At 54.7% G+C, this 24,880-nt stretch carries 27 protein-coding genes; 14 read left to right on the top strand and 13 right to left on the bottom strand.

The genetic code is table 11. The features are described from left to right. Positions 1–9: 9 nt before the first annotated feature. From DS878_RS13915 to pilG, 5 genes are all read right to left on the bottom strand, one after another. Entirely contained in the window at positions 10–909 is a 900-nt protein-coding gene (locus DS878_RS13915; protein WP_113816513.1) for a CheR family methyltransferase, read from the bottom strand. 27 nt (positions 910–936) lie between these two features. Further along, positions 937–3,012 carry a methyl-accepting chemotaxis protein gene (locus DS878_RS13910; RefSeq protein ID WP_187298797.1) on the bottom strand — a complete coding sequence of 692 codons (2,076 nt, stop codon included), beginning with the start codon at positions 3,010–3,012 and terminating at the stop codon, positions 937–939. A 93-nt stretch (positions 3,013–3,105) separates the two neighbouring features. After that, positions 3,106–3,651, bottom strand: coding sequence for a chemotaxis protein CheW (locus tag DS878_RS13905; protein WP_113816511.1), 546 nt, complete (start codon positions 3,649–3,651; stop codon positions 3,106–3,108). 21 nt (positions 3,652–3,672) lie between these two features. Continuing rightward, positions 3,673–4,035, bottom strand: a complete 363-nt coding sequence (pilH, locus tag DS878_RS13900) for a twitching motility response regulator PilH (protein WP_072795640.1) — start codon at positions 4,033–4,035, stop codon at positions 3,673–3,675. Between the two features lie 32 nt (positions 4,036–4,067). Continuing rightward, on the bottom strand, positions 4,068–4,460 hold the full coding sequence (gene pilG / locus DS878_RS13895; RefSeq protein WP_100689151.1) for a twitching motility response regulator PilG: 393 nt from the start codon (positions 4,458–4,460) through the stop codon (positions 4,068–4,070). A 300-nt stretch (positions 4,461–4,760) separates the two neighbouring features. On the opposite strand from pilG, the gene gshB reads away from it, so the two are divergent. The 7 genes from gshB to DS878_RS13860 are packed head-to-tail and all read left to right on the top strand — an operon-like array spanning position 4,761 to position 10,487. Beyond that, positions 4,761–5,714 carry a glutathione synthase gene (gshB, locus tag DS878_RS13890; protein WP_113816510.1) on the top strand — a complete coding sequence of 318 codons (954 nt, stop codon included), beginning with the start codon at positions 4,761–4,763 and terminating at the stop codon, positions 5,712–5,714. Between the two features lie 45 nt (positions 5,715–5,759). Continuing rightward, positions 5,760–6,626: an energy transducer TonB gene (locus tag DS878_RS13885; RefSeq protein ID WP_113816509.1), complete on the top strand. Its 867-nt coding sequence runs from the start codon at positions 5,760–5,762 to the stop codon at positions 6,624–6,626. Beyond that, positions 6,623–7,189, top strand: a complete 567-nt coding sequence (locus tag DS878_RS13880) for a YqgE/AlgH family protein (protein ID WP_187298796.1) — start codon at positions 6,623–6,625, stop codon at positions 7,187–7,189. Before DS878_RS13885 ends, DS878_RS13880 begins: the two co-directional genes overlap by 4 nt. Further along, a complete protein-coding gene (ruvX, locus tag DS878_RS13875) occupies positions 7,182–7,613 on the top strand; it encodes a Holliday junction resolvase RuvX (protein WP_113816508.1) in 432 nt (143 codons plus the stop codon). Before DS878_RS13880 ends, ruvX begins: the two co-directional genes overlap by 8 nt. 15 nt (positions 7,614–7,628) lie before the next feature. Continuing rightward, positions 7,629–8,138 carry a bifunctional pyr operon transcriptional regulator/uracil phosphoribosyltransferase PyrR gene (gene pyrR / locus DS878_RS13870; RefSeq protein ID WP_113816507.1) on the top strand — a complete coding sequence of 170 codons (510 nt, stop codon included), beginning with the start codon at positions 7,629–7,631 and terminating at the stop codon, positions 8,136–8,138. Between the two features lie 28 nt (positions 8,139–8,166). Then, a complete protein-coding gene (locus DS878_RS13865; RefSeq protein ID WP_113816506.1) occupies positions 8,167–9,189 on the top strand; it encodes an aspartate carbamoyltransferase catalytic subunit in 1,023 nt (340 codons plus the stop codon). Further along, on the top strand, positions 9,186–10,487 hold the full coding sequence (locus DS878_RS13860; protein WP_113816505.1) for a dihydroorotase: 1,302 nt from the start codon (positions 9,186–9,188) through the stop codon (positions 10,485–10,487). The genes DS878_RS13865 and DS878_RS13860 overlap by 4 nt, the downstream gene beginning before the upstream one ends. 38 nt (positions 10,488–10,525) lie before the next feature. Here DS878_RS13860 and DS878_RS13855 read toward each other — a convergent pair whose 3' ends face one another. Next, complete coding sequence (locus tag DS878_RS13855) at positions 10,526–10,798, bottom strand: HU family DNA-binding protein (RefSeq protein ID WP_113816504.1); 273 nt, start codon at positions 10,796–10,798, stop codon at positions 10,526–10,528. 170 nt (positions 10,799–10,968) lie between these two features. Here DS878_RS13855 and DS878_RS13850 point away from each other — a divergent pair, with 170 nt between their 5' ends. Next, positions 10,969–12,219: an ABC transporter substrate-binding protein gene (locus DS878_RS13850; protein ID WP_113816503.1), complete on the top strand. Its 1,251-nt coding sequence runs from the start codon at positions 10,969–10,971 to the stop codon at positions 12,217–12,219. 122 nt (positions 12,220–12,341) lie between these two features. On the opposite strand, the gene DS878_RS13845 is transcribed toward DS878_RS13850, so the two are convergent. The 6 genes from DS878_RS13845 to mutM all read right to left on the bottom strand — a co-directional run bounded on the left by DS878_RS13845 (position 12,342) and on the right by mutM (position 17,587). After that, complete coding sequence (locus tag DS878_RS13845; RefSeq protein ID WP_113816502.1) at positions 12,342–13,874, bottom strand: phosphoenolpyruvate carboxykinase; 1,533 nt, start codon at positions 13,872–13,874, stop codon at positions 12,342–12,344. 173 nt (positions 13,875–14,047) lie between these two features. Further along, complete coding sequence (gene hslO, locus DS878_RS13840; protein WP_113816501.1) at positions 14,048–14,902, bottom strand: Hsp33 family molecular chaperone HslO; 855 nt, start codon at positions 14,900–14,902, stop codon at positions 14,048–14,050. Positions 14,903–14,960: 58 nt separating this feature from the next. Beyond that, entirely contained in the window at positions 14,961–15,368 is a 408-nt protein-coding gene (gene hslR, locus DS878_RS13835; protein WP_113816500.1) for a ribosome-associated heat shock protein Hsp15, read from the bottom strand. A gap of 41 nt (positions 15,369–15,409) precedes the next feature. Continuing rightward, complete coding sequence (gene yrfG / locus DS878_RS13830) at positions 15,410–16,135, bottom strand: GMP/IMP nucleotidase (protein WP_113816499.1); 726 nt, start codon at positions 16,133–16,135, stop codon at positions 15,410–15,412. 105 nt (positions 16,136–16,240) lie between these two features. Then, entirely contained in the window at positions 16,241–16,573 is a 333-nt protein-coding gene (locus DS878_RS13825) for a hypothetical protein (protein ID WP_113816498.1), read from the bottom strand. A gap of 201 nt (positions 16,574–16,774) precedes the next feature. Continuing rightward, entirely contained in the window at positions 16,775–17,587 is an 813-nt protein-coding gene (mutM, locus tag DS878_RS13820; RefSeq protein WP_113816497.1) for a bifunctional DNA-formamidopyrimidine glycosylase/DNA-(apurinic or apyrimidinic site) lyase, read from the bottom strand. Between the two features lie 162 nt (positions 17,588–17,749). Between mutM and DS878_RS13815 the strand changes: the two genes are divergently transcribed. Continuing rightward, positions 17,750–18,928 (top strand): fatty acid desaturase, encoded by a 1,179-nt coding sequence (locus tag DS878_RS13815; protein ID WP_113816496.1) that lies wholly within the window; start codon positions 17,750–17,752, stop codon positions 18,926–18,928. Here DS878_RS13815 and rsmD read toward each other — a convergent pair. Further along, positions 18,904–19,563 (bottom strand): 16S rRNA (guanine(966)-N(2))-methyltransferase RsmD, encoded by a 660-nt coding sequence (gene rsmD / locus DS878_RS13810; RefSeq protein ID WP_113816495.1) that lies wholly within the window; start codon positions 19,561–19,563, stop codon positions 18,904–18,906. The two genes, DS878_RS13815 and rsmD, sit on opposite strands and share 25 nt — an antisense overlap. A gap of 159 nt (positions 19,564–19,722) precedes the next feature. On the opposite strand from rsmD, the gene ftsY reads away from it, so the two are divergent. The 5 genes from ftsY (at position 19,723) to DS878_RS13785 (ending at position 24,877) form a co-directional block, all read left to right on the top strand. Beyond that, on the top strand, positions 19,723–20,916 hold the full coding sequence (gene ftsY, locus DS878_RS13805; protein WP_113816494.1) for a signal recognition particle-docking protein FtsY: 1,194 nt from the start codon (positions 19,723–19,725) through the stop codon (positions 20,914–20,916). A gap of 27 nt (positions 20,917–20,943) precedes the next feature. After that, positions 20,944–21,633, top strand: a complete 690-nt coding sequence (gene ftsE, locus DS878_RS13800; protein ID WP_113816493.1) for a cell division ATP-binding protein FtsE — start codon at positions 20,944–20,946, stop codon at positions 21,631–21,633. Beyond that, positions 21,623–22,636, top strand: a complete 1,014-nt coding sequence (gene ftsX / locus DS878_RS13795) for a permease-like cell division protein FtsX (RefSeq protein WP_113816492.1) — start codon at positions 21,623–21,625, stop codon at positions 22,634–22,636. Before ftsE ends, ftsX begins: the two co-directional genes overlap by 11 nt. 220 nt (positions 22,637–22,856) lie before the next feature. Continuing rightward, positions 22,857–23,717: an RNA polymerase sigma factor RpoH gene (gene rpoH / locus DS878_RS13790; protein ID WP_113816491.1), complete on the top strand. Its 861-nt coding sequence runs from the start codon at positions 22,857–22,859 to the stop codon at positions 23,715–23,717. Positions 23,718–23,953: 236 nt separating this feature from the next. Continuing rightward, complete coding sequence (locus DS878_RS13785) at positions 23,954–24,877, top strand: NAD(P)-dependent oxidoreductase (RefSeq protein WP_113816490.1); 924 nt, start codon at positions 23,954–23,956, stop codon at positions 24,875–24,877. Positions 24,878–24,880 lie beyond the last annotated feature (3 nt).

Below are 24,880 nucleotides of genomic sequence, written 5' to 3'. Positions count from 1 at the left end.
CCTCTCCGGTTATTCTTCGTCAGTCTGGCGCTTTATCCACGCCAGTACATGTTCCGAGGGTACTCTTTGCAGGCCTGGGGGCTGCCAGTCGGTCAGCTCTCCCTGGCCCAGAACCAGTAATCCCCCGGGCGCCAGCCGCTCTGCGAGTCGCTTGACAATGTCCCGTCGACGCCAGCGACGGAAATAAATCAGCAGATTCTGGCAGAAAATAATGTTCATCCCGTGCATGGGTGCTTTATCCAGATCCAACACATTCAACCTGGTGAAACAGACCCGCTCCCGGATGTTATCGATAATCTCAACGGTATTCCGCTCGGCCGGGCGGAAATACCGGGCTTTTATACTTTCGTCCATGCCCTGTAATTTGCGGGCACTGAACCGGCCAGTCCGGGCCTTCTCGACTACCGGCGAACTGATGTCCGAGCCGGTTACGCCATACAGTGGCTGCAGTGTCAGCTGGTGCATACATTCGTTCAGCACCATGGCCAGCGTATAAGGCTCTTCTCCGGTGGAGCATCCTACGCTCCAGGCTTCGAGAGCATGCTTTCGAAGCTGCTCTCTGGGCCGTGTAAGAACATAGTCAGCGACTAGTCGGAAGGCATCAGGGTCCCGAAAAAAACGGGTTTCCTGTACCGTCAGCCGGTCAACCAGAATTGACCATTCCTGTATTGCATCCGGCCCCAGGACAATCGCTTCGTAGTAGGCCTGATAGCTGCTGCAGCCTATTTCCCGCATCCGGATACTCAAGTTGGTTTCCAGAAACGAGCGGCGCTCTGCAGGCAGCGTCATACCTGTGCGATGTTCCAGTAGTACCTGCCACTGGTTGAACTGCGCCTCGTCCATGTCAGGAAGTCGGCGCAGAAGCCAAGTGCTTTCGGCGGGTGACGGAGTGTTATGAAGCTCAGACATAAACCGCCATTAGCCCCGGGCTGTGTGTCAGCCCACCACCGGAACGTTGCTGTCTTCCTCTTGCTCCTGGTCTGCCAGGTCTTCATCAGGCAATGTGAAACCGGCAACGGAGGACCGCAGCTCGGACGCCATTTCTGCCAGATTCCCGATAGACTTGGCGGTTGCGTTGGTACCGGACGAAGTCTGGGAAGTAATTTCCTGGATAACGTTCATAGTATTGGAGATGTGTGCCGCAGAAGATGACTGCTGACGTGCGGCGTTGGAGATGTTCTGAATCAACTCCGCAAGACTCATGGATACGTTCTCGATTTCTTCGAGGGCGATACCCGCGTCTTGTGCCAGACGTGCACCACGAACTACCTCGGCCGTGGTGTGTTCCATCGAAATAACGGCTTCGTTGGTGTCAGACTGGATCGTCTTAACCAGTGCTTCAATCTGCTTGGTTGCCGCAGAGGAACGTTCCGCAAGACGCTGAACCTCGTCCGCAACTACCGCAAAGCCCCGGCCTGCATCACCAGCCATGGAGGCCTGGATTGCGGCGTTCAGGGACAGGATGTTGGTTTGGTCGGCAATGTCGTTGATCAGGGATACGATATCACCGATTTCCTGGGAAGATTCACCCAGACGCTTGATCCGTTTGGATGTTTCCTGAATCTGCTCACGGATATTATCCATGCCGCGAATGGTGTTCTGTACCACTTCGGCGCCTTTCTTGGCGATAGCAACCGAGCGCTCCGCAACCGCAGAAGATTCCGCGGCGTTAGACGATACCTGGTCGATGGATACAGCCATTTCGTTAACCGCTGCTGAAGCGCCGGCAATTTCCTGGGCCTGGTGCTCGGAAGCATCTGCCAGGTGCATCGCAGTAGACTGGGTTTCCTGTGCCGCCGAGGCCACACGTACCGCTGTACCACGAATTGCCTGTACCAGTCCGCGCATCTGGTCGATCGCGTAGTTGATGGAGTCAGCAATGGCACCGGTGAAGTCCTCGGTTACCGTGGCTTCTGCGGTAAGGTCACCGTCGGCGAGGTCAGCCAGTTCGTCCAGCAGTCGCAGGATCGCGTTCTGGTTCTGCTCATTTTGTTCCTGAGTAGTCGCAAGACGTCCCTGGGCTTCCCGGTAGAGGGCCAGGCCGATAAATACAACCATGGCAACCATGGCCGCCAGAATAATGAAAGCCAGTGTTGGGCTGACAACCCGCGAGTCGCTGGCGCCACGTAAATCTTCGGCCAGAACGGAGAGTTCGGACAGCAGGATCTCGGAGTTCTGGAAGATGTCGCTGGCTGCAGTACGTACCTTGAAGAGGTCGGGAGAGGCCTCGAGGATAGCGTCTACGTTCTGGGAAACGAACTCGAACAATTCATCAACAGCTTCCAGGCCGTAGATTGCATCTTCATCATTTACCCGGGAGATACCCATGGCCTGATTGCCGTTAAGCTGGCCATCCAGTACACGGCCAAACAAGCTGGCGTCCCGGCCAAACCGGTCGGCAGCGATAACGGCGTCTTCATCACCGGAAAGTACGTTGTTTACCGAGCGAACAATACGCTCTGCCAGTAGCGACTGACGCTGTGCCAGTGCGATCTGTTCAGCCGGAGCATCATTGTCCAGAAGGATCTGTACGATATCGTCGTATTCGACCTGGAGCTGAGGAATAGTTTCGTTCAGCGTTCGCGCTACTTCGTGCAGGCCGAGTACGGCGTCCTGAGTGCTCAGAATACTGTCAGCATTCTCACGTACCGTGTTCCAGTGCTGCTGAACGCCGCTGTCGCGGGCCAGTTCGCTGGGCGGCAGGCCGGTTGCCGGGTTACCGTCGGTCACGTTAGTCCAGAGCCGCTGGAATTCATCACGGGAGCGGCGCAGCTGGTCGAATGCCTCGGCGGTACCGCCGGCGGCTTCCGTCGCGTTTTTCGCGATTTCCTGCGAAAGCACCCTGAGTTCTGCGGCGTTGGCTATGTATTCCTGATCGTTCTGGCTGTCACTGTTAACTATAAACAGGACCACAACGAGCAGGACGGTGAGTGCGATCAGCGAGGCAATCAGGCCGGCAACGAGTTTGTTGCCTCCCTGGCCCATACCGATTCTTCCGGCTCTGTTTTTCATTTTCTGGCTCCCGGCCTCTACAAGAATTTGGCAAATGTTTTTTTAATCAAGCTTCAGGCAGTCAGAGTGTGTGTCCTGCCACGGTCACTACCCTTACCACTGTGCGACGTCGAGAAAGCGTTCGTCTTCGAGCAAGTCGATGGCGGAAAACACTTTCCAGACTTCTTCGTTTCGTTCATATCCGCCTGCGACAAACGGTTGAACGTTTTCAGGCACACCAGCTGGCGCTGCCTTGAAACTGTCGGTTGCAAAGTACTGCATGCCGAGCACGGTATCGACGACCAGGCCGCTGAAAAGATCACCGTGCTCCACCACAAGCACCCGCCGTTCCCGCTGGCTGCGAGACGATCGGGGTATTTCAAAAAATCCGGCAAGATCTACCAGAGGCAGAAGGCGCCCGCGAACGTTGGCAGCACCCATCAGAAATGGCTGCACTCCCGGAATATGCGTAAACCGGGGAACATGCAGTATTTCAGTGACCTCGCCCATGGGGGCCACATAACGTTCACCTGCGAGAACAAAACCGATGCCGTTCCACAGTTCTACGGCTTCCTGCTGTTCAGGCAGGCCCGCAGCCATGGACCGGCTGCGCTGGGCGATATCCTTCAGAACTTCAAAAGGGGCGACCTGGGCGGACATGCTTACTCCACGATTTGGGGATCAGGCAATCAGACTGTTGATGGTCTTGATCAGGTCGTCTTCGTTAACCGGTTTGACCAGATACCCTTTGGCGCCCTGGCGGGTGCCCCACACGCGGTCGGTTTCCTGATCCTTGGTGGTCACAATGATCACTGGAATGGATGCTGTTTCCGGTGCCCGGGTCAACTGACGGGTTGCCTGAAACCCATTGAGACCTGGCATAACCACGTCCATAAGCACCAGGTCCGGAGTTTCGGCACGCGCTTTGGCAACACCATCGGCGCCATTATCGGCGGTAAGCACGTCGTGTTTGTGCTTTTCCAGAATGGTGGAGATTTTCTTAACCTCTGTAGGAGAGTCGTCAACAATCAGAATGCGAGCCATGAGTTCCTCGATGTTTCTTTGTGTCAGCAGGTTTACTGTGACGTCACGGGAATATAATGACGAATCGTATTGAGCAGCTCATCTTTGCTGAATGGTTTCGTCAAGTACTGGTCAGAGCCTACGATGCGCCCCTTGGCTTTATCGAAAAGCCCGTCCTTACTGGACAGCATGATGACCGGCGTCTTTTTGAAAGAGGAATTATTCTTGATGAGCGCGCAGGTCTGGTAGCCATCCAGGCGGGGCATCATGATATCCACAAAAATAATATCCGGCTGTGAGTCGGCAATTTTGGCCAGAGCATCAAAACCGTCTGTCGCGGTGATCACCTCACAACCGACCTTTTTCAGGAGAGTTTCTGCGGTGCGACGGATGGTTTTGCTGTCGTCGATCACCATGATCTTCAAGTTCTCGAAGTTGTCATCCATTATCCAGGTGCCTTGCGCTCAGCGACTGTCATTGTTTTCAAACGAAGGTTTTTAGCACAAACCATAAAGTTGTTCTAGAAACCCCGCCCATTTATAGATTATCGATGGCTCGATAAAAAGTATTACTTTGTGACCAAATGTACTTCTGCCTGAAACATCACGTAATTGACCAAGGATTTCTGCGGATGCATTCACGGCTCGGGTACAATACCATCTGGTTTCTCAGCATAGCACTTATTGTCCGGTTCACTCTGCAGACCGGTTCGTGTTTTTAACCCTTGAAAGCGCCAGAGAGGCATTATGACAGTTCGACTCGGGATCGTGATGGATCCGATCAAGGATATCCATTTCAAAAAAGACAGTTCACTGGCGATGCTGTTAGCGGCTCAGAATCGTGGTTGGGAAATCGAATACATGGAATTGCCTGACCTGTACCTGGACGGCGGCAAGGCCATGGCTCACACGCGCAGCCTGACTGTGCACATGGATCCCGAGAGCTGGTACAGTTTCGGTCCAGCCAGAGATCGCGCCCTGGGTGACCTGGATGTGATCCTGATGCGTAAGGATCCGCCTGTAGATCGCGAGTTCCTGATGGCTACCTATATTCTTGAATCGGCAGAGCAGCAGGGCGCTTTGGTGGTTAACCCTGCAGCAACTTTGCGGGACTGTAACGAAAAGCTGTTTGCAACGCAGTTTGAAGATTTGACGCCGCCTCTGCTGGTAAGCCGGTCATCGAAGCGTTTCCGGGAGTTTTACGCCCGGCATCGCGATATTATTATGAAACCGGTCGACGGGATGGGTGGTCACTCGATTTTCCGTGTGAAAGAAAATGACTTCAATCTGGGTGTGATTATTGAAACCCTGACCAACTACGGCGCTCACCAGGCCATGGCCCAGAAATACATTCCGGAAATCAGCGATGGCGACAAACGCATTCTGATGATCGACGGTGAAGCTGTGCCGTATTCTCTTGCACGAATTCCTTCTCAAGGCGAGAATCGCGGCAATCTGGCTGCCGGTGGCAGAGGCGAGGGTCGTGAGCTTACAGCCCGTGATCGTGAGATCTGTGCGCGGGTTGCTCCGGTGATCAAAGAAAAAGGACTGATGTTTGTAGGCCTGGATGTGATCGGCGATTATCTCACGGAAATCAATGTGACCAGCCCGACCTGTGTCCGCGAGCTCGACGATGCTTTCGGAACGGACATTGCTGGTATGCTGATGGACGCCGTCGAGAAACGTCTTACGCAGGGCTGACGGGGAAATGATGGATCAGGGCAAACGACAGGAACGGACGCGGTAATGGCAGTGCAGGTAAGTGATTTTGACAGGTTTTCCTTCACGCTGTTCATGGCGTTGGTGGTGCATGCGGTTGTGGTGCTGGGAATTACCTTTGCGCCGGAGCCTCCGCGATCCTCTGCCCAGACGATGGAGATCACCCTGTCGCAATTTGACGACGAGGAGGCACCTGAGAAGGCGGACTTTCTGGCCCAGACAAGTCAGCAGGGCAGTGGTACCGAGGAAGAAGTCCTGGAGATGACAACGCCCCAGCCCTCGGAAGTCAGTCAGACAGAGGTGGCTCAGGTACAGCCCGAGCCACAGGCCCAAACCGAGCCGGTTCTCCGCCAGGAGCAGACGGTTGTGCAAACCGAAAGCAAGTCGAGTCATCAGGTTCAGGTGCCGGAAGAGCGCACAAAACCGGAAGATGAGCCTTTGCCGGTCAGGGAGAAGAAAAGCCTGATGGAGCGCAGCCTGGAAATCGCCAGCCTTGAAGCCCGGTTTGACGCCCAGCGGCAGGCTTATGCGCGAAAACCGAGAGTGATGCGGGTAACAGCGGCCTCCACACTGAAGTCAACCAATGCCTGGTATGTGCAGAACTGGGTCAGCAAGGTGACGCGGGTCGGGAACATCAATTACCCCACCGAAGCCCGCCGTGCCGGGGTTTATGGCACCTTGCGAATGCTGGTTTCCATGCAGAAAGATGGCACAATCAAAGAGGTTTCCATACTGCAGTCATCCGGGAGTACTCTGCTTGATGATGCAGCGATTCGTATCGTCCGGATGGCTGCACCGTTTGCGCCGTTTCCAGAGGAGATGCGTAATGAAGTGGATGAGCTGGAAATCATACGTACCTGGTCTTTCCAGCAGCGGGGTCTGACATCCGGATGACGGCATCAAAGCATTCTCCTCAAAGCCTGCGACATCACTTTCTGGTGGCCTCTCCGTACCTGGCTGACCCACGCTTTCATGGTGCAGTTATATATCTTTGTGAGCACTCCAGCGATGGGGCTCTGGGGCTGATGATCAACCAGCCTCTGGACATCCATCTCGGGGAAATACTGGAGCAGCTCGATCTTCAGGGGGGCGAGCTCGATCTGCCAGTGTTCTGTGGTGGTCCGGTTGAGACGGAGCGTGGTTTTGTTCTGCATTCGCCAGGTGCCAGCTGGCAGAACACAGCCCGGGTTTCAGATGACGTTATGCTCACTACTTCCCGCGACATACTTGCTGCTATCGGCAACAACGAGGGCCCGGATGCGTTTCTTATGGCTCTGGGCTATTCCGGCTGGGGTGAGGGGCAGTTGGAAGATGAGCTGGGGAGTAATGCCTGGCTGACTTGTCCTGCCACTACAGACATCCTCTTCCGAACACCCTGGTCCGAACGCTACAGTGCTGTCCTCAGGCTGATCGGCATTGACTTGAACCAGCTCAGTGAGACGGTGGGGCATGCCTGAACCTGGCAGCCGCAGTGTTATGGCTTTTGATTTCGGGCTGCGCCGTATTGGCGTGGCTACCGGTCAGGAGATGCTGGGGACAGGGCAGCCGCTGGCCCTGATAGCCGCTGACAACGGAACGCCCGACTGGGGCCAGATTGAAAAACTGCTGGCGGAGTGGAAGCCGGATATCCTTCTGGTAGGTCTTCCTCTGAACATGGACGACAGCGAAAATGATATGTGTGGCCGTGCGCGAAAATTTGGTAAACGCCTGCATGGTCGCTTTCATGTACCGGTAGAAATGGTGGACGAGCGTCTGAGCAGCTACGAAGCCAAGGGCCAGGTAATGGCTGCTGGTGGCAGCCGGGATTATGGCCGGCACGGAGTAGATGATCGTGCAGCAGTGCTGATACTGGAAACCTGGTGTCGGCTGCAAGCAGAATAGAGAAGCGAGGAAGTAATGAGTGCATTGCTTGATATAGACCGGCTGCTGGATGAGCTGGAAAACGGATTGCGCCAGATGCTTGCGGAGCGCTGTATCGAGTCACCGGTGCTGATTGGTATCCGCACCGGTGGAGTCTGGGTGGCCGATATCCTGGGTAAGCGTCTCGGCATTGAAGAGCCGTTTGGTCAGTTGGATATCTCTTTCTACCGGGATGATTTCAGCCGGATTGGACTGAATCCGAAGGTGACGCCCTCAAGCCTGCCTTTTGATACCGAAGGCCGGGATATTATCCTGGTCGACGACGTAATCATGAGTGGCCGTACCATACGTGCAGCGATGAATGAACTATTCGATTATGGCCGGCCAGCCAGTATTATACTTGCGACCCTTATTGATCTTGGTGCGCGCGAACTGCCCATTCAGCCCGATGTGGCGGGGCAGACACTCGTACTTGACGCGCAGCAGCGCGTAAAGCTTCGCGGCCCGGATCCGCTCCGGATCGAAATCCAGGAAACCGGACAGTAAACTCCCGAACATCGATAGCAGGCAAACCATGACCGCAAACGCAGCTTCCCCCAACCATCTGCAGCTAACCCGGGACGGCCAGTTGCGGCATTTTCTGACTCTGGATGGCCTGGGCCGGGATCTGCTCACTGACATTCTCGATACTGCAGATTCATTTATCGAAGTGGGTGAACGAACCATCAAGAAAGTGCCTCTGCTCAGAGGGCGAACTGTGGTCAACCTGTTCTTCGAATCCAGCACTCGCACCCGCAGCACATTCGAGCTGGCCGCTAAGCGGCTTTCCGCGGACGTGCTCAACCTTGATATCAGCACATCCGCCACCTCTAAAGGTGAATCGCTTTCAGATACGCTTCTGAATCTTGAAGCTATGGCCAGCGACATGTTTGTGGTACGTCATGCCCAGAGCGGTGCGCCGCATTTTATTGCTGAGAGCGTTACACCCGGAGTCGCCATTATCAACGCCGGTGATGGCCGCCATGCCCACCCCACTCAGGCCATGCTTGATATGCTGACAATTCGCCAGCACAAGGGCGCATTTGAAGGGCTTAAAGTGGCGATTGTAGGGGATATCCTGCACTCCCGGGTTGCTCGTTCCCAGATCCGGGCACTGAATGAGCTGGGCGCCGACCAGATCCGTGTTATCGGGCCTGGAACCCTGTTGCCGAATGATGTTGAGAGCCTTGGCTGCACCGTGGAATACGACATGACCAGAGGTATGAAAGATCTGGATGTGGTGATTATGCTGCGCTTGCAAAAGGAGCGTATGGAGGGGGCCTTGTTGCCGAGTGAGCGAGAGTTTTACCGGCTTTACGGATTGAGTCAGGAAAAACTTGCTCTGGCACATCCCGAGTGCATTGTGATGCATCCCGGGCCGATTAACCGCGGCGTGGAAATCGAATCCGCCGTGGCGGATGGCCCGCAATCGGTCATCCTGAACCAGGTGACCAATGGCATCGCGATCCGCATGGCGGTGATGTCCATGGCGATGGGTGGGCAGATAGCAGAACGGCAGCAGAAACTGACTGAACAGACTGAGCGAGGCCTGGCATGAGTGGTAATGAGCATTCCTCCGGCGCTAGCCTGAAAATCATTGGCGGCCGGCTACTGAACGGCCATGGCGGTGAAACGGAAAACCGTGCACTGCTGGTTCGCAACGGACGCATTGCGGGTGAAGGTGCAGCGGCGGTAAATGCCGATGCCGACCAGACCTATAATGCTGAAGGCTGTGTGATTGCTCCGGGGTTTGTGGATCTGTGCTGTAACCTGCGGGAGCCGGGCAATGGTCAGAAAGGTAATATAGTCTCGGAAACCCGTGCAGCTGCACGGGGTGGGTTCACGACTGTCTGTGCTTCTCCGGAAACCTCCCCGGTGAATGATTCCAGGGCTGTTACTCATCTGATCCGGGATGGTGCGGCTACCAACTCCCCTGTCCGCGTGTTTCCTGTGGGAGCGGTGACCCGGGGGCTGGAAGGTGAGATGCTCAGTGATATGGAGGGTCTTTCTGCCGCGGGTTGTGTTGCCCTGGGCAATGGATCCCGGGGGGTGCGTAATGCGCGCATACTCCGCCGCTGTATGGCCTATGCCCAGACCTTTGGTTTGACCGTGATGTTTCGTCCGGAAAACCAGTCATTGGCGGCAGACGGCTATGCGCATGATGGCCTGGTTACCGCCCGTCTTGGCCTCCTGGGTATTCCTGAAGTGGCAGAAACTGCATCAGTTATGGAAATGCTTCTGCTGGCGGAGGAAACCGGTGTGCGTCTCCATTTGAGCCAATTGTCCTGTGGGCGCAGTGTTGAGATGATTGCCGATGCCCGCAGCCGGGGAATTGCCGTGACGGCCGATGTGGCCATGCATCAGCTTGTCTTTACAGAAGACGCGCTGGCAGGTTTTGACAGTCGTTTCCATCTGCGCCCGCCACTGCGCTCTGAAGCGGATCGTAAGGCTTTGATTGCCGGTGTCCGCGAAGGAGTGATTGATGCGATTGTGAGCCAGCATCTCCCCCACGACAGCGCTGCCAAACAGGCACCTTTGCCCGCCACTGAACCCGGTCTTTCCAGTGTAGAGAGCGTACTTTCGCTGGGGCTGATGCTGGTTCAGCGTGGTGAACTCAAGCTGGTTGAGCTGGTTCGTGGCCTTACCACCGGGCCGGCATCTGTAATCGGCCGGACTGCGACGATCAGTAACAATGATGTTGCTGATCTGTGTGTGTTTGACCCCGCCGCATACTGGACTGCGGACCGCCACTCCCTGATCTCTGCAGGCTGTCACGCACCTGTCCTGAACCAGCCATTACCCGGCGTGGTGCGGCTTACTCTGGTAGAAGGGCAGGCGGCCTGGGCCGGGGCCTGAAGCCATAGACCCGCCCGCGGGAACGGGCGGGTCTATGCTTAGCGGAACGAATCTTTCAGCGCTTTACCTGCTTTGAACCCGACGGTTTTGCTGGCGGGAATGCGCATAGGTGCTCCGGTTTGAGGGTTTCTGCCATCCCGCGCTTCCCGCGCGCGGATACTGAAGGTGCCGAAGCCGATCAAAGTAGTGTCTTCACCCCGTGCCGCGGCAGCTGAAATCTGGTCCGTAAATGCAGTAATCACTTCGTTGGCCTTTTCTCGGGAGAGGCCGGTCTGTTCGGCGATTGTCGCCGCGAGTTCAGGTTTTCGCATCGGGTATCCCTTTTTTGTTTTTTGTCCATGGTGGCTGCAGCCAGGCGGCTGCCTACATTTTTTTACAAGAACCACGACATTCTTAACTTAACATTCCTCAATTTCTGATCCGCACAAGGATATAGTCACCCGCTATAAATATAATATCAAGTGCGTTAAGGACTATAAAAATGAAACGGAGCGCAAGTGTACTTGCAGGATTTGTACTTCTATTTTGCAGCTTTTCGCTATTAGCGGATACCATCAGGCTCGGATTTAACTACCCTCAGTCCGGACGCTATAAAGACCTTGGACAGCAACAAAGGCTGGCAGCTTTTCTGGCCGTCGATGAGATAAACAAGGCCGGAGGAATACTCGGGAAAAAAGTTGAGCTGGTTATTCGTAATACGGCCGGTTCTCCTGAACGCGGCGCTGCCAATACCGAGGAGCTGATCAGGAAGGAAAAGGTAGATATGGTGTTTGGCGGAGCTTCCAGCGCCGTAACCATTGTCTCCGGTAAGGTTGCAAAAAAACTGGGTCGTCTCTATTTCGGTACAACAACTTCTGCAAATGCCACTACAGGCAGTGAAGGTCACGACCACATGTTTCGCGAGTATCCTAATGCCTGGATGACAGCGAATGCCCTCGGAAGTTATCTGACCTCGACGTTTGGTGATGCCAAATACTTTTATGTAACGGCCGATTATACCTGGGGCTGGTCTTCAGAAGAGTCTATCCGCGAATTTACAAATACTTCTGACAAGCAAGCTCACCCTCATGCCCTGACTCCCTTCCCAAAAGCATTCATCAAAGATTTCAAGGAAGCGCTTGTCAAAGCGGAGGCAAGTGGGGCCGACATACTGATTCTGGTTTTATATGGTGATGACCTGGTGAGGGCTCTCAAGGTTGCCTATGAGATGGGTATCAAAGACAAGATGAAGGTTGTCTTGCCCAATATCACACTAGGAATTGCCCAGAATGTGGGAGCTACCATCATGGAAGATGTTATTTCTACGACCCCCTGGGAGTGGATGATCCCCTATCAACTGGGTTTTGTTCGGGGCCAGCAGTTTGCTGAGGCATTTACTGCGGCATATGACGTCAGGCCTACGTCTACTGCCGCTACAGCCTATGGCATTGTCTATCAGTATAAGGATGCCGTAGAGCGTGCAGGCACGACCAATACTCAAAGCCTGATCAAAGCACTGGAGGGGCATGAATTCACTCTGCTCAAGGATCGTCAGCAATGGCGTGCTTTTGATCATCAGAATTTGCAGACGGTATACGTGGTACGCAGCAAAAAAAGAGAGCAGGTTACAAGTGATCCGCTGCGTAGTGATTTTTTTGAAGTCGTAGGGTCGCTGGAAGGGGAAAAAGCGGCCCAGACTCTCACCGAATGGCGGGCTGAGCGCGCCGCAGCCAATAAACCGCCGCACCTGTGAGCCATATCCTGGCATCACAGCAGGTTATGGCTGGTGGGTTCCTTCTGTAACAGTGAGGGCCGGCAGTCAGATACAAAAAAAGCGCCGTGGGAAAACACGGCGCTTTTTTTTAGCTGGCAGAATCAGAGCTTGGGGCCAGCTTCTACAATTGCATCGGAGACATCAAATTTCTTGAAGTTCTCTACGAACTGAGTGATGAGTTCTCTGGCCTTTTCGTCATAGTAGTCGGTGCTGGCCCATGTATTACGTGGGTTCAGCAGGCCTGAGTCTACACCCGGTATGTGTTTGGGCACGTCTACGTTAAGGGTAGACAGGTGCTCGGTTTCCACATCGTCAAGGTCGCCGTTCTGGATGGCGCTGATGATGGCGCGGGTTGTCGGGATGCTGAAGCGAGTGCCTTCGCCGTGCGGGCCACCGGTCCAGCCGGTGTTGACCAGAAAGACCTTGCTGCCGTACTCATCGATACGCTTCATGAGCAGTTCGGCGTATACGCCAGCCGGACGAGGGAAGAATGGCGCGCCAAAGCAGGTAGAAAAGGTAGACTTCAGTTTGGACGATGAACCCATTTCCGTAGAGCCAACCAACGCTGTGTAGCCGCTCAGGAAGTGATATGCAGCGCCTTCGCGGTTCAGTATGGACACAGGAGGCAATACGCCGGTCATGTCGCAGGTCAGGAACACAATGTGAGACGGCTCACCGGCTCTGTTTTCAAGAACACGTTTTTCTACATGCTCAAGCGGATAGGCGCAGCGGGAGTTTTCGGTCAGGGAAACGTCGCTGTAATCCGGCTCGCGGGTTTCCGGATCAATGGTGACGTTCTCAACAATTGCGCCGAAACGGATAGCGTCCCAGATTATTGGCTCGTTCTTCTGGCTCAGATCAATGCACTTGGCATAGCAGCCGCCTTCGATGTTGAAGACAGTGCCGGGACCCCAGCCATGTTCGTCGTCGCCGATCAGGAAACGATGCGGATCCGCAGACAGAGTGGTTTTGCCAGTGCCGGACAGGCCGAAGAACAGGCAGGTTTCGCCATCTTCACCTACGTTGGCCGAGCAGTGCATAGGAAGAACGTCTTTTTCCGGCAGCAGGAAGTTTTGCACGGAGAACATGGCTTTCTTCATCTCGCCAGCGTAAAGCATGCCGGCAAGAAGTACTTTGCGACGTGCAAAGTTAATGATCACACAGCCGTCACTGTTGGTACCGTCGCGCTCAGGCACGCACTCGAAATTGGCAGCGTTGAGAACCTGCCATTCCTGCTTGTCAGCCGGGTTGTAGACTTCCGGGCGAATGAAAAGGTTGCGACCGAACAAGTTCTGCCAGGCAGTCTCGGTGGTCATTTTGACCGGCAGATAGTGCTCGGGGTCGGAGCCAACGTGAACCTGGGAAACAAAGCTGTCTTTCTCAGCAATGTAGGCTTCTACACGATCCCACAGGGCGTCGAATTTATCGGCGTCAAAAGGACGGTTGATCGGCCCCCAGTGGATATCGTCAGAGGTGCTCGGCTCTTCAACGATATAGCGATCCATCGGGGATCGTCCGGTACGTTTTCCGGTTTTTACAACCAGTGAGCCGTTGGCAGCTAGCTGGCCTTCATTTCGCGCCAGTGCTTCTTCGACCAGCCGCGCTGTACTCAGATCATTATAAGTGTTGCTCACTTCGACCTCGCCCTCGGGATGTCTTAGTGACTGCTCAGGCCGCCTCTGAAAGCTGGCGGAAAACTGAACAATCGGGTCAATTCAGGCGCGTCATTATGCCAGATGCGCCAATAAAAAACGACTGCCACAGAAATCTAGTGTTTGCAGGCGTTCTGTCAGAATGCTAAGCCAGCCTAGTGTAGCGTATGGCCAGTGAAAAGATGGTCAATATCATTTCTATCGAACCGATAGTGTGCGTGGCAGAACTGGCAATCCATCTCTATGGCTCCCTGTTCCTCCAGTATGCTGTAGCATTCTTCTTTGCCAATGGCTTCAAGCGCGTTGAGTGTTCTTTCTGTGGAGCAGCTGCAGTGAAAAGCCACGTTTTCAGGGTCGAAAAGGCGCACGGTTTCTTCGTGGAACAGGCGGTGCAGCAAGGTTTCGCTGTTCAGTTCCAGAAGTTCATCAGGTTCTACAGTGCGTGCGAGGTGATTAACCCGCTCCCAGAGCTCGTTGTCTTCGTCGGTGGCCCCGGGCAGGCGCTGAAGCATCAGGCCGGCGGCACCATGCTCGCTGGAAAACAGGAACAGGCTGGTCGGAATCTGTTCTGAACGCTCGAAATACTCCTCAATGCAGCCCGCGAGGCTGTCGCGCTCCCGGGGGACCACTCCCTGATAGCGGTTGCCCTGCTGTGGGGTAATGGTGATGGCCATGCGTCCGTCGCCCAGGAGGTCATGAAAGCTTTCCTCGCTTATTGCGTGCTCATCAAACCGGGCCAGACCACGAATTTTCCGGTCGTGGCTGCATTCTGCCATCAGTGTTCGCAAGGGGCCTTCTCCCTGAGCCTGAATGGACAGGGTGCCTTCGAATTTCAGGCTGCTGCTCATCACAATGCTGGCAACCAGAGCTTCGCCAAGCAGTCCTCGAATGGACTCCGGATAAGGTGCCTGGCTGGTAATTTCACGAAAGCTTTCGTCAAGCTGCACCCAGGCTCCGCGCACCTGACTGTGTTCGAATATAAAGCGCTGGAACTGATCGCGGGATGCCATGCTGGTTCTCCTGAAAACTGGGTGCTTGCATCGATGGATGACGACAGAGCGGTCTTGTTCAGATACCGTTTTGATCACGGAATCGTTGGATATTGCGGCGATCTTTCTTTGAGGGTCGCCGGGCTGGTGGCAATTGAGCTGCCTGCATAGTTTTGCGTTGCCACGAGAGGTCTTCCCGTTTTTTCACGCTTTCTTCAGTCTCGTGATAAAGCTTTTGTGCCTCAGGTGCACCGCGTCGGCGTTCACTTATATCATCAACGATGATGACTTTTTCAAGTAACCCTAAACGCAAGGTGAGTGTTGCACCGGGTTCCACTATCCGGCCAGGTTTGCAGCGCTGGTTGTTGTAGTGAACTTTGCCGCCTTCGACAGCTTCTTTGGCCAGAGAGCGTGTTTTATAAAAGCGCGCGGCCCAGAGCCATTTGTCGAGCCTGACCCGCTGATCGTCCGAAGTAGATGCCGTCATGTCTCCTCACCTGATGGGCGTATTTCGGGATTATAGCGCTCTCAGCCTGCAGATGGCAGGGGGCTGTTCTGCTGGGGAGACCCCTGCGGATGGAGGGGTCTTTGCTGGAAGATGGAATCCAGGATTTCACTAAAGTGATGGACGCAGGGTATGTCCGGATGGGTTTCCCGGGGAGCTTGCTTGCTGTCTGGTGCGAGAATACCCAGGCATTGGGCTATTCCGGCAGACCGGGCACTTTCAAGTACCGGGAAGCTGTCGTCGACCATTAACGTTGTTGCTGCCCTGTAGGGTGAAAGCTGATGCAGATCATTCCAGAATTCTACGTCTTCTTTTGGTCTGCCGAGTTGATGGCTGGAGACAATGCTGTCCACGAAGGCGTCCAGGCCTGTACGCTGTAATTTGAGCCTTAGTGGATCCGGATGGCAGTTAGTAACGATCACTGATTTCAGACCGGTTTTCTTGAGCGCCTGAAGGAAGTCAGCTACATGGGGGCGATAGCCGATGCGGTCGCCGACCTCTGATTTCAGGTTAGTGATATCCATGGCGAGTCGTTCGCTCCAGTAATCGGTGCAATACCAGTTGAGCGTGCCTTTCTCGGCCATAATCATGCTGATCAGCTGGCTCCTGGCTTCCTCAGGATGCAGGTCATACCTCTCGGCATAGCGCCGGGGCAGGTGTTCCAGCCAGAAATGATTGTCGAAGTGCAGATCAAGCAGTGTTCCGTCCATATCGAGGAACACGGTATCGAGAGACTTCCAGTTGATCATAAACAAAAACAGCCTGAAGAATTTTCTTCAGGCTGCCGCAGATCCAAGCCAGAGGCAAGCCGGGATGTTACTCATGCCCTGCAATGTCAGGATCGCAGGCGAGGCTCAGTTACCGGTTTGCTCAACAGTCTCTGGTTTTTTGCCTGACTGTGTGCAGCCCAGGCAACGAACAAAGGTTGCTTTTGCCGGGCCCATAACCAGAACTTCTCCCGCTTCTTCAGCGTTTCCGCCAAGCAAAGAGAATGGCAGGGACACCAGATATACAGCACCGCCAACAATCGTGGTGGCCAGTAGAACCGGGCGAATCAGCAGGGCGTCACCGGTCATGGCCAGTGCCGAAGGGCTTTCGTCAACTGCGCGAGCGTGTCCAACGGACGCAAACGCCAGCAGGCAAGCGGCTACAGTGGCCACCAGAGTGCGTGAAATCTTGCGAGTCATTATCTGTCTCCTGAACTTTTGGGCCCCGTTGACACCGGGTTACTGTCTCCGGTACCGGGTTCGTACCTTGAAGATCGAACCCTATTGTAACTCCCGGGTATAAATCCTCTGTTAACTATGAATCATATTTGCGCATTTTTAAACGCATTTTCATTGCGAATTCTGTGTTTCGGGACCGTTTGAGTAGAGAGCTGTGCACAATTATCGCTGGCAACGGGGACAATAGACTGTGGAACGTCCACTCAGGCGGATTTCTTTTAAGGGTGTTTCGCACTCGGGGCAGGGTTCACCGGTCCGGCCATAAACCAGTAAAGACTGGGCGAAGTAGCCCGGTTTGCCGTCGCTGTTCACGAAATCCCTGAGAGTGGTTCCGCCCATCAGGATTGCAGCGCTCAGAATCTCCTTGACGGCCTCCGCAAGTCGGCAATAGCGGTCCAGGCTGATCCGCCCGGCCTTGCGGCGGGGGTGGATGCCAGCCTTGTACAAGGCCTCATTGGCATAGATGTTACCCACGCCAACAACCACGTGGCTGTCCATAATGAATGATTTTACAGGAGTATTTTTGCTCCGGGATAAGCGGTACAGCATCCCGCCATTGAACTCGGCTGACAGAGGTTCGGGACCGAGACTGGATATCAGCGGATGCGTTGTTGCCGCATCAGACCAAAGCCAGCAACCAAACCGGCGTGGGTCATTGAAGCGCAGAATGACACCAGATTGCAGCATAAGGTCGATATGATCGTGTGCCAGTGCCGGAGTATTGTCGGTGATAATGCGAAGACTGCCGGACATGCCTAGATGAATGATGGCTGTGCCCCGGTCCAGGTTAAGGAACAGGTATTTCGCCCGCCGATCCACCGAGCGGATAACCTGTCCTTCCATTTGCGTAGCAATATCTTCTGGTACAGGCCAGCGAAGGTTGCCATTGCGCACCCTGATCCGGTCAATGGTTTGTCCTTCACAATGCGGCGCAATACCACGCCTTGTGGTTTCAACTTCGGGTAATTCGGGCACGCAGCCTGTCTCCGCTCGGGTTTGTGGGATGCGATAGAGCGCAAGGGCGAACAGTAACAAAATAGCCTGTATAAGGCTGTTGTTTTAGCTAACACCTGTACGCTAGAGTTAAGGTTGTTGGCGCCCTTGATGTCGCCATGCATTTCGATCTGAGGATTTACTATGTGGTTTAACGGTCTCCTTGACCTGTCAGTAATGCAGCTTGTTCTGGTAACTCTGGGCATGACGCACATTACGATTATAAGTGTGACGCTCTACCTGCATCGACATTCTGCTCACAACTCGCTGGATCTGCATCCTGCCCTTAAACACTTTTTCCGCTTCTGGTTGTGGCTGACTACTGCGCAGAATACCAAAGAATGGACTGCGATCCACCGCAAGCATCACGCCAAATGTGAAACCTCTGAGGATCCGCACAGCCCGGTAGTGCTCGGGATAAAAAAAGTACTTTTTGAAGGTGCCGAGCTCTATGCTTCGGCAGCTACGACCGAAACCCTTGAGAGATATGGTCAGCGCACTCCGGAAGACTGGGTAGAACGCAAGGTATACAGCCGCTACAAGATGTTGGGCATTGTGCTGATGGCCATAATTAATCTGGCGCTGTTCGGAGTGCACGGAATCTGGATATGGGCTGTGCAAATGGCCTGGATACCCTTCTGGGCTGCCGGTGTAGTGAATGGCGTCGGCCACTGGATGGGCTACCGGAACTTTGAGTGTGCAGATAATGCCCGCAACATTTCGCCATTAGGACTTCTGATTGGCGGGGAGGAGTTGCATAACAACCACCATACGTATCCGAATTCATCCAAACTCTCCCGCCGCTGGTACGAAGTGGACATCGGCTGGGGCTACATTCGCCTGTTCCAGCTGTTCGGCCTGGCGAATCCCAAAGGATACCTGCCAATTGCGCACTATATTCCGGGAAAACAGGAAGTGGATGTAGAGACGGTACAGGCGATTGCCAACAACCGCTTCGATATCATGCGTCAGTACCGTAAGCGGGTAACTGAACCGGTATTGCGTCAGCAAAAGAGCCTGATGGAGGAGGAAATCCGTCCCCGTTACGGCAAATTAAAGCAGCTTCTCTCTCGTGAGGTGACGTTGATCAAACCGCGCGAAAAGGAAACTCTGGATTCGGTTCTGGAAACTAATGCCGTTTTACGCCAGATATACGAGAAAAGCCATGAGCTACAGGCTCTTTGGCGCCAGCGAGGGCTTAAACCCCAGGAGAAGTTGCAAGCGCTGATGGAATGGTGCAAAGAGGCTGAGGCCAGTGGTATCCGGTATCTGGAAGACTTTGCGGCCCACCTGCGGGCTTACTCGCTGCGTCCGGCAGCCTGAGCGACCCGGTATAAGCAGTAGGTAACCTGGCCGGCAGTTTTCTGGCGGTGCAATTGCCAGTTGGCGGGTGCGTCCGGTGCGTGGATTTCACTCTCGTGTTCCACATAGACCCAGCCCCCGGGCTTTACCCAGCCCTGGGAGTCCAGCAAGGGGAAAAGAGTGGTCAGCCAGCCCTGCCGAAATGGTGGGTCCATGAAGATGATATCGAATGGCTGCCGGTTCCGCTGGCTGAGGTAGCTGTCCACTTCTGAACAGATTACGGTCCCTGAGTCCGAACCGAGCAGCCGGAGATTATCCCGTAATGCTTTTGCAAGGGCGGGGTTGTTATCAATGAGCGTGGCCTGTGCCGCACCCCTGGACAGTGCTTCCAGTCCCAGTGCCCCCGAACCGGAAAACAAATCCAGGCAATCGCGGCCTGCAAGATGAAATGAAAGCCAGTTAAACAGGGTTTCCCGTGTGCGGGCCGGTGTCGGACGCACACCTCCCGCATCAGGAAACCTGAGCTTCCGGCTGCGCCAGTCGCCACCGATTATGCGCAGTTCGCCCGCTGGGCTCTGGTTCCGGCTCTTCCCCCGGGGAGCATTCTTTGCCGGTGTGTTTGCGGGGCGCGGGCCTGTGGACTTTCTGCGCGTCATCTTGTTAACTCCGAAAGCGGATCAGGGTCACTGTGTGCGGTGTATCTTAGCGGAAACCGGGTCTCCCATGATAATCCACGCGATCCTCACTTCCCGCAGAGTCTCTGCTAGAATGTGCGCTCTATTTGTCCCGCCCATTCAGACTGATGGTATGACTTTATGACGGCAGAGTGGATTTCAGTCGGCCTACTGGCCCTTCTTGTGTTCGTGTTTGTTCTGGATATTGCCAGCAATCGCCGCCGTGTCCCGCGGCCGAAGCCTGTGCCCCAACGCAAACCGGAGGCCGCCAGAGGCCCGGCGCCTGTAGCACCGGTTGAGAAGGAAGCCGCAGAGGCCACCCCTGAGCCCGTGCCTGAGGAAACCGTTGAAGTGCCGGCAGCGGTCGAGCCGGAGGTTCCTCCTGCACCTGAGCCGGAAAAAACCAAGGAGCCTGAATCTGCGCCTCAGCTAAGTGTATTTGAGCGGATAAAGCAGGGTTTGGGAAAAACCCGTGCAGGTATGGCAGATCTGTTCTCTGTCGGCAAGAAAATTGACGAAGACCTGCTGGAAGAGATCGAAACCACACTGCTGATGGCGGATGTGGGTGTGACTGCAACCTCGGAAATTATTGAGTCGCTGACAGAGAAACTTCAGCGCAATCAGCTTAAAGACGGTGAGGCGCTACGCAAAGCCCTGCGTGATGAGCTACAGAGTCTGCTCAGGGGAGTTACAAAACCACTGGCTCTGGATTCTGCAGAAAAACCATACGTGATTCTGATGGTTGGTGTGAATGGCGTTGGCAAGACAACAACTATTGGCAAGCTCACCAAAAAATTCCAGAACGAAGGCAAGTCGGTAATGTTGGCGGCGGGTGACACCTTCCGTGCGGCTGCAGTTGAGCAGTTACAGGTCTGGGGGGAGCGTAATAATGTCCCTGTTGTTGCCCAGCATACGGGAGCTGACAGTGCTTCGGTGATCTTTGATGCGATACAGTCGGGCAAGTCCCGTGGTGTAGACGTTGTGATTGCAGATACTGCTGGCCGGTTACAGAACAAAGATAACCTGATGAGCGAGCTGGAAAAGGTCGTCCGGGTCATGAAAAAACTGGACGACACCGCCCCCCACGAAGTGATGCTCGTACTGGATGCCGGTACAGGGCAGAACGCCCTGAGCCAGGCTCAGGTGTTCCAGAAGGCTGTCGGTGTTAGCGGGATTACCTTAACAAAACTGGATGGCACCGCTAAGGGTGGTATTGTTTTCGCAATTGCCCGTCAGTTGCAGCTTCCCATTCGCTTTATCGGTGTTGGTGAGCAGGTTGATGATCTGCGCAGTTTTGATGCTGAGACTTTCGTTGATGCGTTGTTCGCTGAATAAACCGGTTTTATGGAGCAGTAGCCCGCCATGATCGAATTCCGTCAGGTGACCAAGCGGTATGACAGTGACCATACTGCGCTGCGCCAGGTGAATTTTCACCTGGGGCGCGGTGAGCTGGCATTTCTGACCGGGCACTCCGGCGCGGGTAAAAGTACCCTGCTGAAACTGCTCATGGTTATGGAGCGGCCCAGTGCAGGTGAAGTGGTCGTCGGTGGTCAGGTGCTGAATCGCCTGCCGAGGCGCCAGATTCCCTACATTCGCCGGCATATAGGTGTGGTATTCCAGAATCACCAGTTGCTTTTTGACCGTACCGTGTTCGATAACGTAGCCATGCCTCTGGAAGTGATGGGTGCGTCCCCTCGTGACGCGGGCCGGCGGGTGCGTGCGGCGCTGGATAAGGTCGGCCTGCTGAGCAAGGAAAAAATGAATCCTTTACAGCTTTCCGGTGGTGAGCAACAGCGCGTGGGTATTGCCCGTGCGGTGGTGAACAAACCGCCCTTACTGCTGGCTGATGAGCCGACAGGTAATCTGGACCCGAAGTTGTCTGCAGACATCATGAATCTGTTTGCCCAGTTCAGCCAGGTGGGCGTAACTGTGTTGATCGCAAGCCACGATCTTGCGCTGATCAAGGAAATGGGCCGACGCACACTGACGCTGGACCAGGGCAATCTGATTGCTGGCGGGAACCCGCTTCAAGGAGGTTCCGGTGGCCGCTGATTCAGCACCCAGGTCGCGCAAACCGGATCCTGCCCGTGGGGCCAGGATCTCCCGGTCACCATGGCGTGAGCAGGCAGAATCCTATTTTATCCATCATCGTAAAGTGGCCGGTGACAGCGCTGTGCGCATGTGGCGGACACCTGTTGCAAGTCTGATGACCTGGACGGTAATGGGTGTTGCACTGGCATTGCCCGTGGCGTTGTTGTTGCTGTTAACTAGCCTGCAGGGCGTGAGTGCTGGCTGGGAGAGCAGCGCCCGTGTAACCGCATACATGCAGCTGGATTCAAGTCTGGACCAGGCCCGGGCGCTTGCCAGCGAGGTTGGTTCAGATGGGCGTGTAGCCGAGCTGGAACTGATAGACCGGGATCGGGCGCTTGCGGAGTTTCGCGCTACATCCGGCCTTGACGAGGCTCTGGATTATCTGGATGAGAACCCTCTGCCACATACACTGCTGATCACGCCGGAGGAGAATGCCCGGTCCGCCGATGGTGTTGCTGCGTTGGTGACTTTTATAGAAGGAATGGATGGAGTAGAGCGGGTTCAGGTGGATCTGGGCTGGCTGCAGCGACTTAATGCCATGACTGATCTGCTTGCGCGGGCTGTATGGGCTCTGGCCATACTGCTGGCAGCGGCCGTGGTACTGGTGATTGGTAATACCGTAAGACTGTCCATTGAGAGTCGCCGTGATGAGATTCTGGTAGCCAAGCTGGTTGGTGGGACGGACGGTTTTGTGCGGCGGCCTTTTTTGTATACGGGAGCCTGGTTCGGCCTGGGTGGCGGTATTGTGGCCTGGATACTTCTGCAGCTTTCGCTGTGGTGGCTGAGCGGTCCTGTCGAACGTCTGGCGGGCCTGTATCGCAGTGACTTCTCTCTCAGCGGGCTGAGTATCGACGGCGGGCTTGCATTGATTATCTCGGCGATGCTGTTAGGCTGGTTGGGCGCCTGGGTTGCGGTAAAGCGCCATCTGGATGATATTGAGCCGGGTGAAATTGCTGGCGGCTGATATCGGGATTGCGGGAACACCGTATTGAAATTGTGGTAACACCCTATTGAATAAGATGCTTGTTCCGGGGTAATTTCTTGTCCTTGGGAATAGTCATAGGGAATTTCTCATTTTGTTGATTTAAAACGTTTTATTGGGAAATTTTGGAACTTTTAAGGTTCTTGGCGGTCTAACCCCCATTCGCATACTCTATGCGATCGTCAGGTTCGGAGGTTAAAGCATGAGTACGAGCTTACAACTTATTGACAGACTGGTTCCGGGCGCAAATCTCGAGGCCTATATACAGGCTGCGAGCCGCATCCCGGTACTGACCGTGGATGAAGAGCGGGAATTGGCTGAGCGCCTCCATTACAATGAAGATGTGGATGCAGCGCGTCAGTTGGTTTTGTCTCACCTGCGTTTTGTTATTCACATTGCCCGCAGTTATTCAGGCTATGGCCTGGCGCAGGCAGACCTGATTCAGGAAGGCAACGTAGGCCTGATGAAGGCCGTCAAACGTTTTAATCCGGAATACGGTGTCCGGCTGGTGTCGTTTGCTGTGCACTGGATCAAGGCAGAAATCCACGAGTTCATTCTGCGCAACTGGCGCATCGTGAAAGTGGCAACCACCAAGTCACAGCGCAAACTGTTCTTTAATTTGCGTAGTCAGAAGAAAAAGCTGGCCTGGTTGACTCATTCTGAGCTGCAAGCTGTAGCGGAGGATCTGGGAGTCGAGCCAAGGGTCGTTCAGGAAATGGAGGGTCGTCTGTCGTCCCATGACACCGCTTTTGATGGTCCTATGGATGATGACGACGACAGTGCTTACAAGGCACCGGCGCATTATCTGGAAGACCATCGTAGCGATCCGGCTGTTCAACTGGAAAATTCTGACTGGACTGAAGACTCTAACGGGCGCCTGATGCACGCACTGGAAACGCTTGATGAGCGTAGTCAGGATATTCTTCGGGAGCGCTGGCTGTCTGAAGGTAAAGCAACGCTGCATCAACTGGCTGACAAGTACGGTGTATCCGCAGAGCGTATTCGCCAGCTTGAGAAGAATGCCATGAAGAAAATCCGGTTGCAGATGGTTGAAGCTGCCTGATCTGGTAGTTCACCTGAAAGCACTTTAGAGAACGCCACCACCGTTTCGGTTGGTGGCGTTTTTGTTTGCGCCTTTTGTATCTTATAGTCTGGTGTACGATGCAACTGGACAGGCCCTTTCAAAACACGCTGTGAATACATCCTTGTACGCTCGGCTCCGCCATCCATGGCTCCGTACAGTTTTGCAAAGGCCTGCCCGATTGCTTCTTCCCGATACTTGAAATCGAGACCGCTAAAATGACGAAAGAAGTTCCTCAGATCGCATTTCTCGGCATTGGCCTGATGGGTGCTCCCATGACCCGCAATCTGCTGGATGCTGGTTTCCCCATGACTCTTTGGAATCGTACAGCCAGCAAGTGCGCGCCGTTTGCCAGTGAAGCAACGGTTGCTGACACTCCTGCAGATGCCGTGCGAACAGCAGATGTTGTGATCACTATGCTGGAAAACAGCGATGTGGTGGAACAGGTGCTGGTTGCAAGCGGTGCAATGGAAGCCATCAAGCCGGGGGCTCTGATAATTGATATGAGCTCCGTTCAGCCCTCGGTGGCTCGTCGTCACGCTGCGCTTGCGGCTGAAAAAGGCGCAGGTTATGTGGATGCTCCGGTTTCCGGTGGCACCCTGGGAGCGCAGGAAGCGCGCTTGAGTATTATGGCTGGCGGCTCTGAGGAAAATGTCTCCCGGGCCAGGCCGGTGTTTGAGGTGCTCGGCAAGTGCACGCGGATCGGCCCTGTGGGCGCCGGGCAGCTGGCCAAGCTGGCTAATCAGGCGATTGTCGGGATAACCATAGGAGCTGTATCTGAAGCTCTGTTACTGGCAGCGAGGGGCGGTGCGGATCCGGCAGCAGTGCGAGAGGCGCTGATGGGTGGGTTTGCCGGCAGCCGGATTCTTGAGCTGCACGGGCAGCGCATGATTGACCGTGATTTTGCTCCCGGTGCCCCCGCACGCATTCAGCTTAAAGACATGCGGATGATTCTGGATGAAGCTCGTGCAGAGGGTTTGACTCTGCCGCTGGCGCAACAGGTGCATAATGAATACCTGTCTCTGGTTGCCAATGGCCACAGCGATTCAGATCACAGTGGACTGCTTCTGGAGCTGGAGCATATTAATGGTGCCCGTCTGGGTGAAAGCGCCCCCCGCTTAAAATCTGGCCCAAAGGAGTAAGCT

Origin of the sequence: Marinobacter sp. F3R11, assembly GCF_003318275.1 — a bacterium.
Lineage (GTDB): Bacteria > Pseudomonadota > Gammaproteobacteria > Pseudomonadales > Oleiphilaceae > Marinobacter.
This window is presented reverse-complemented; position numbering and strand designations above follow the sequence as displayed.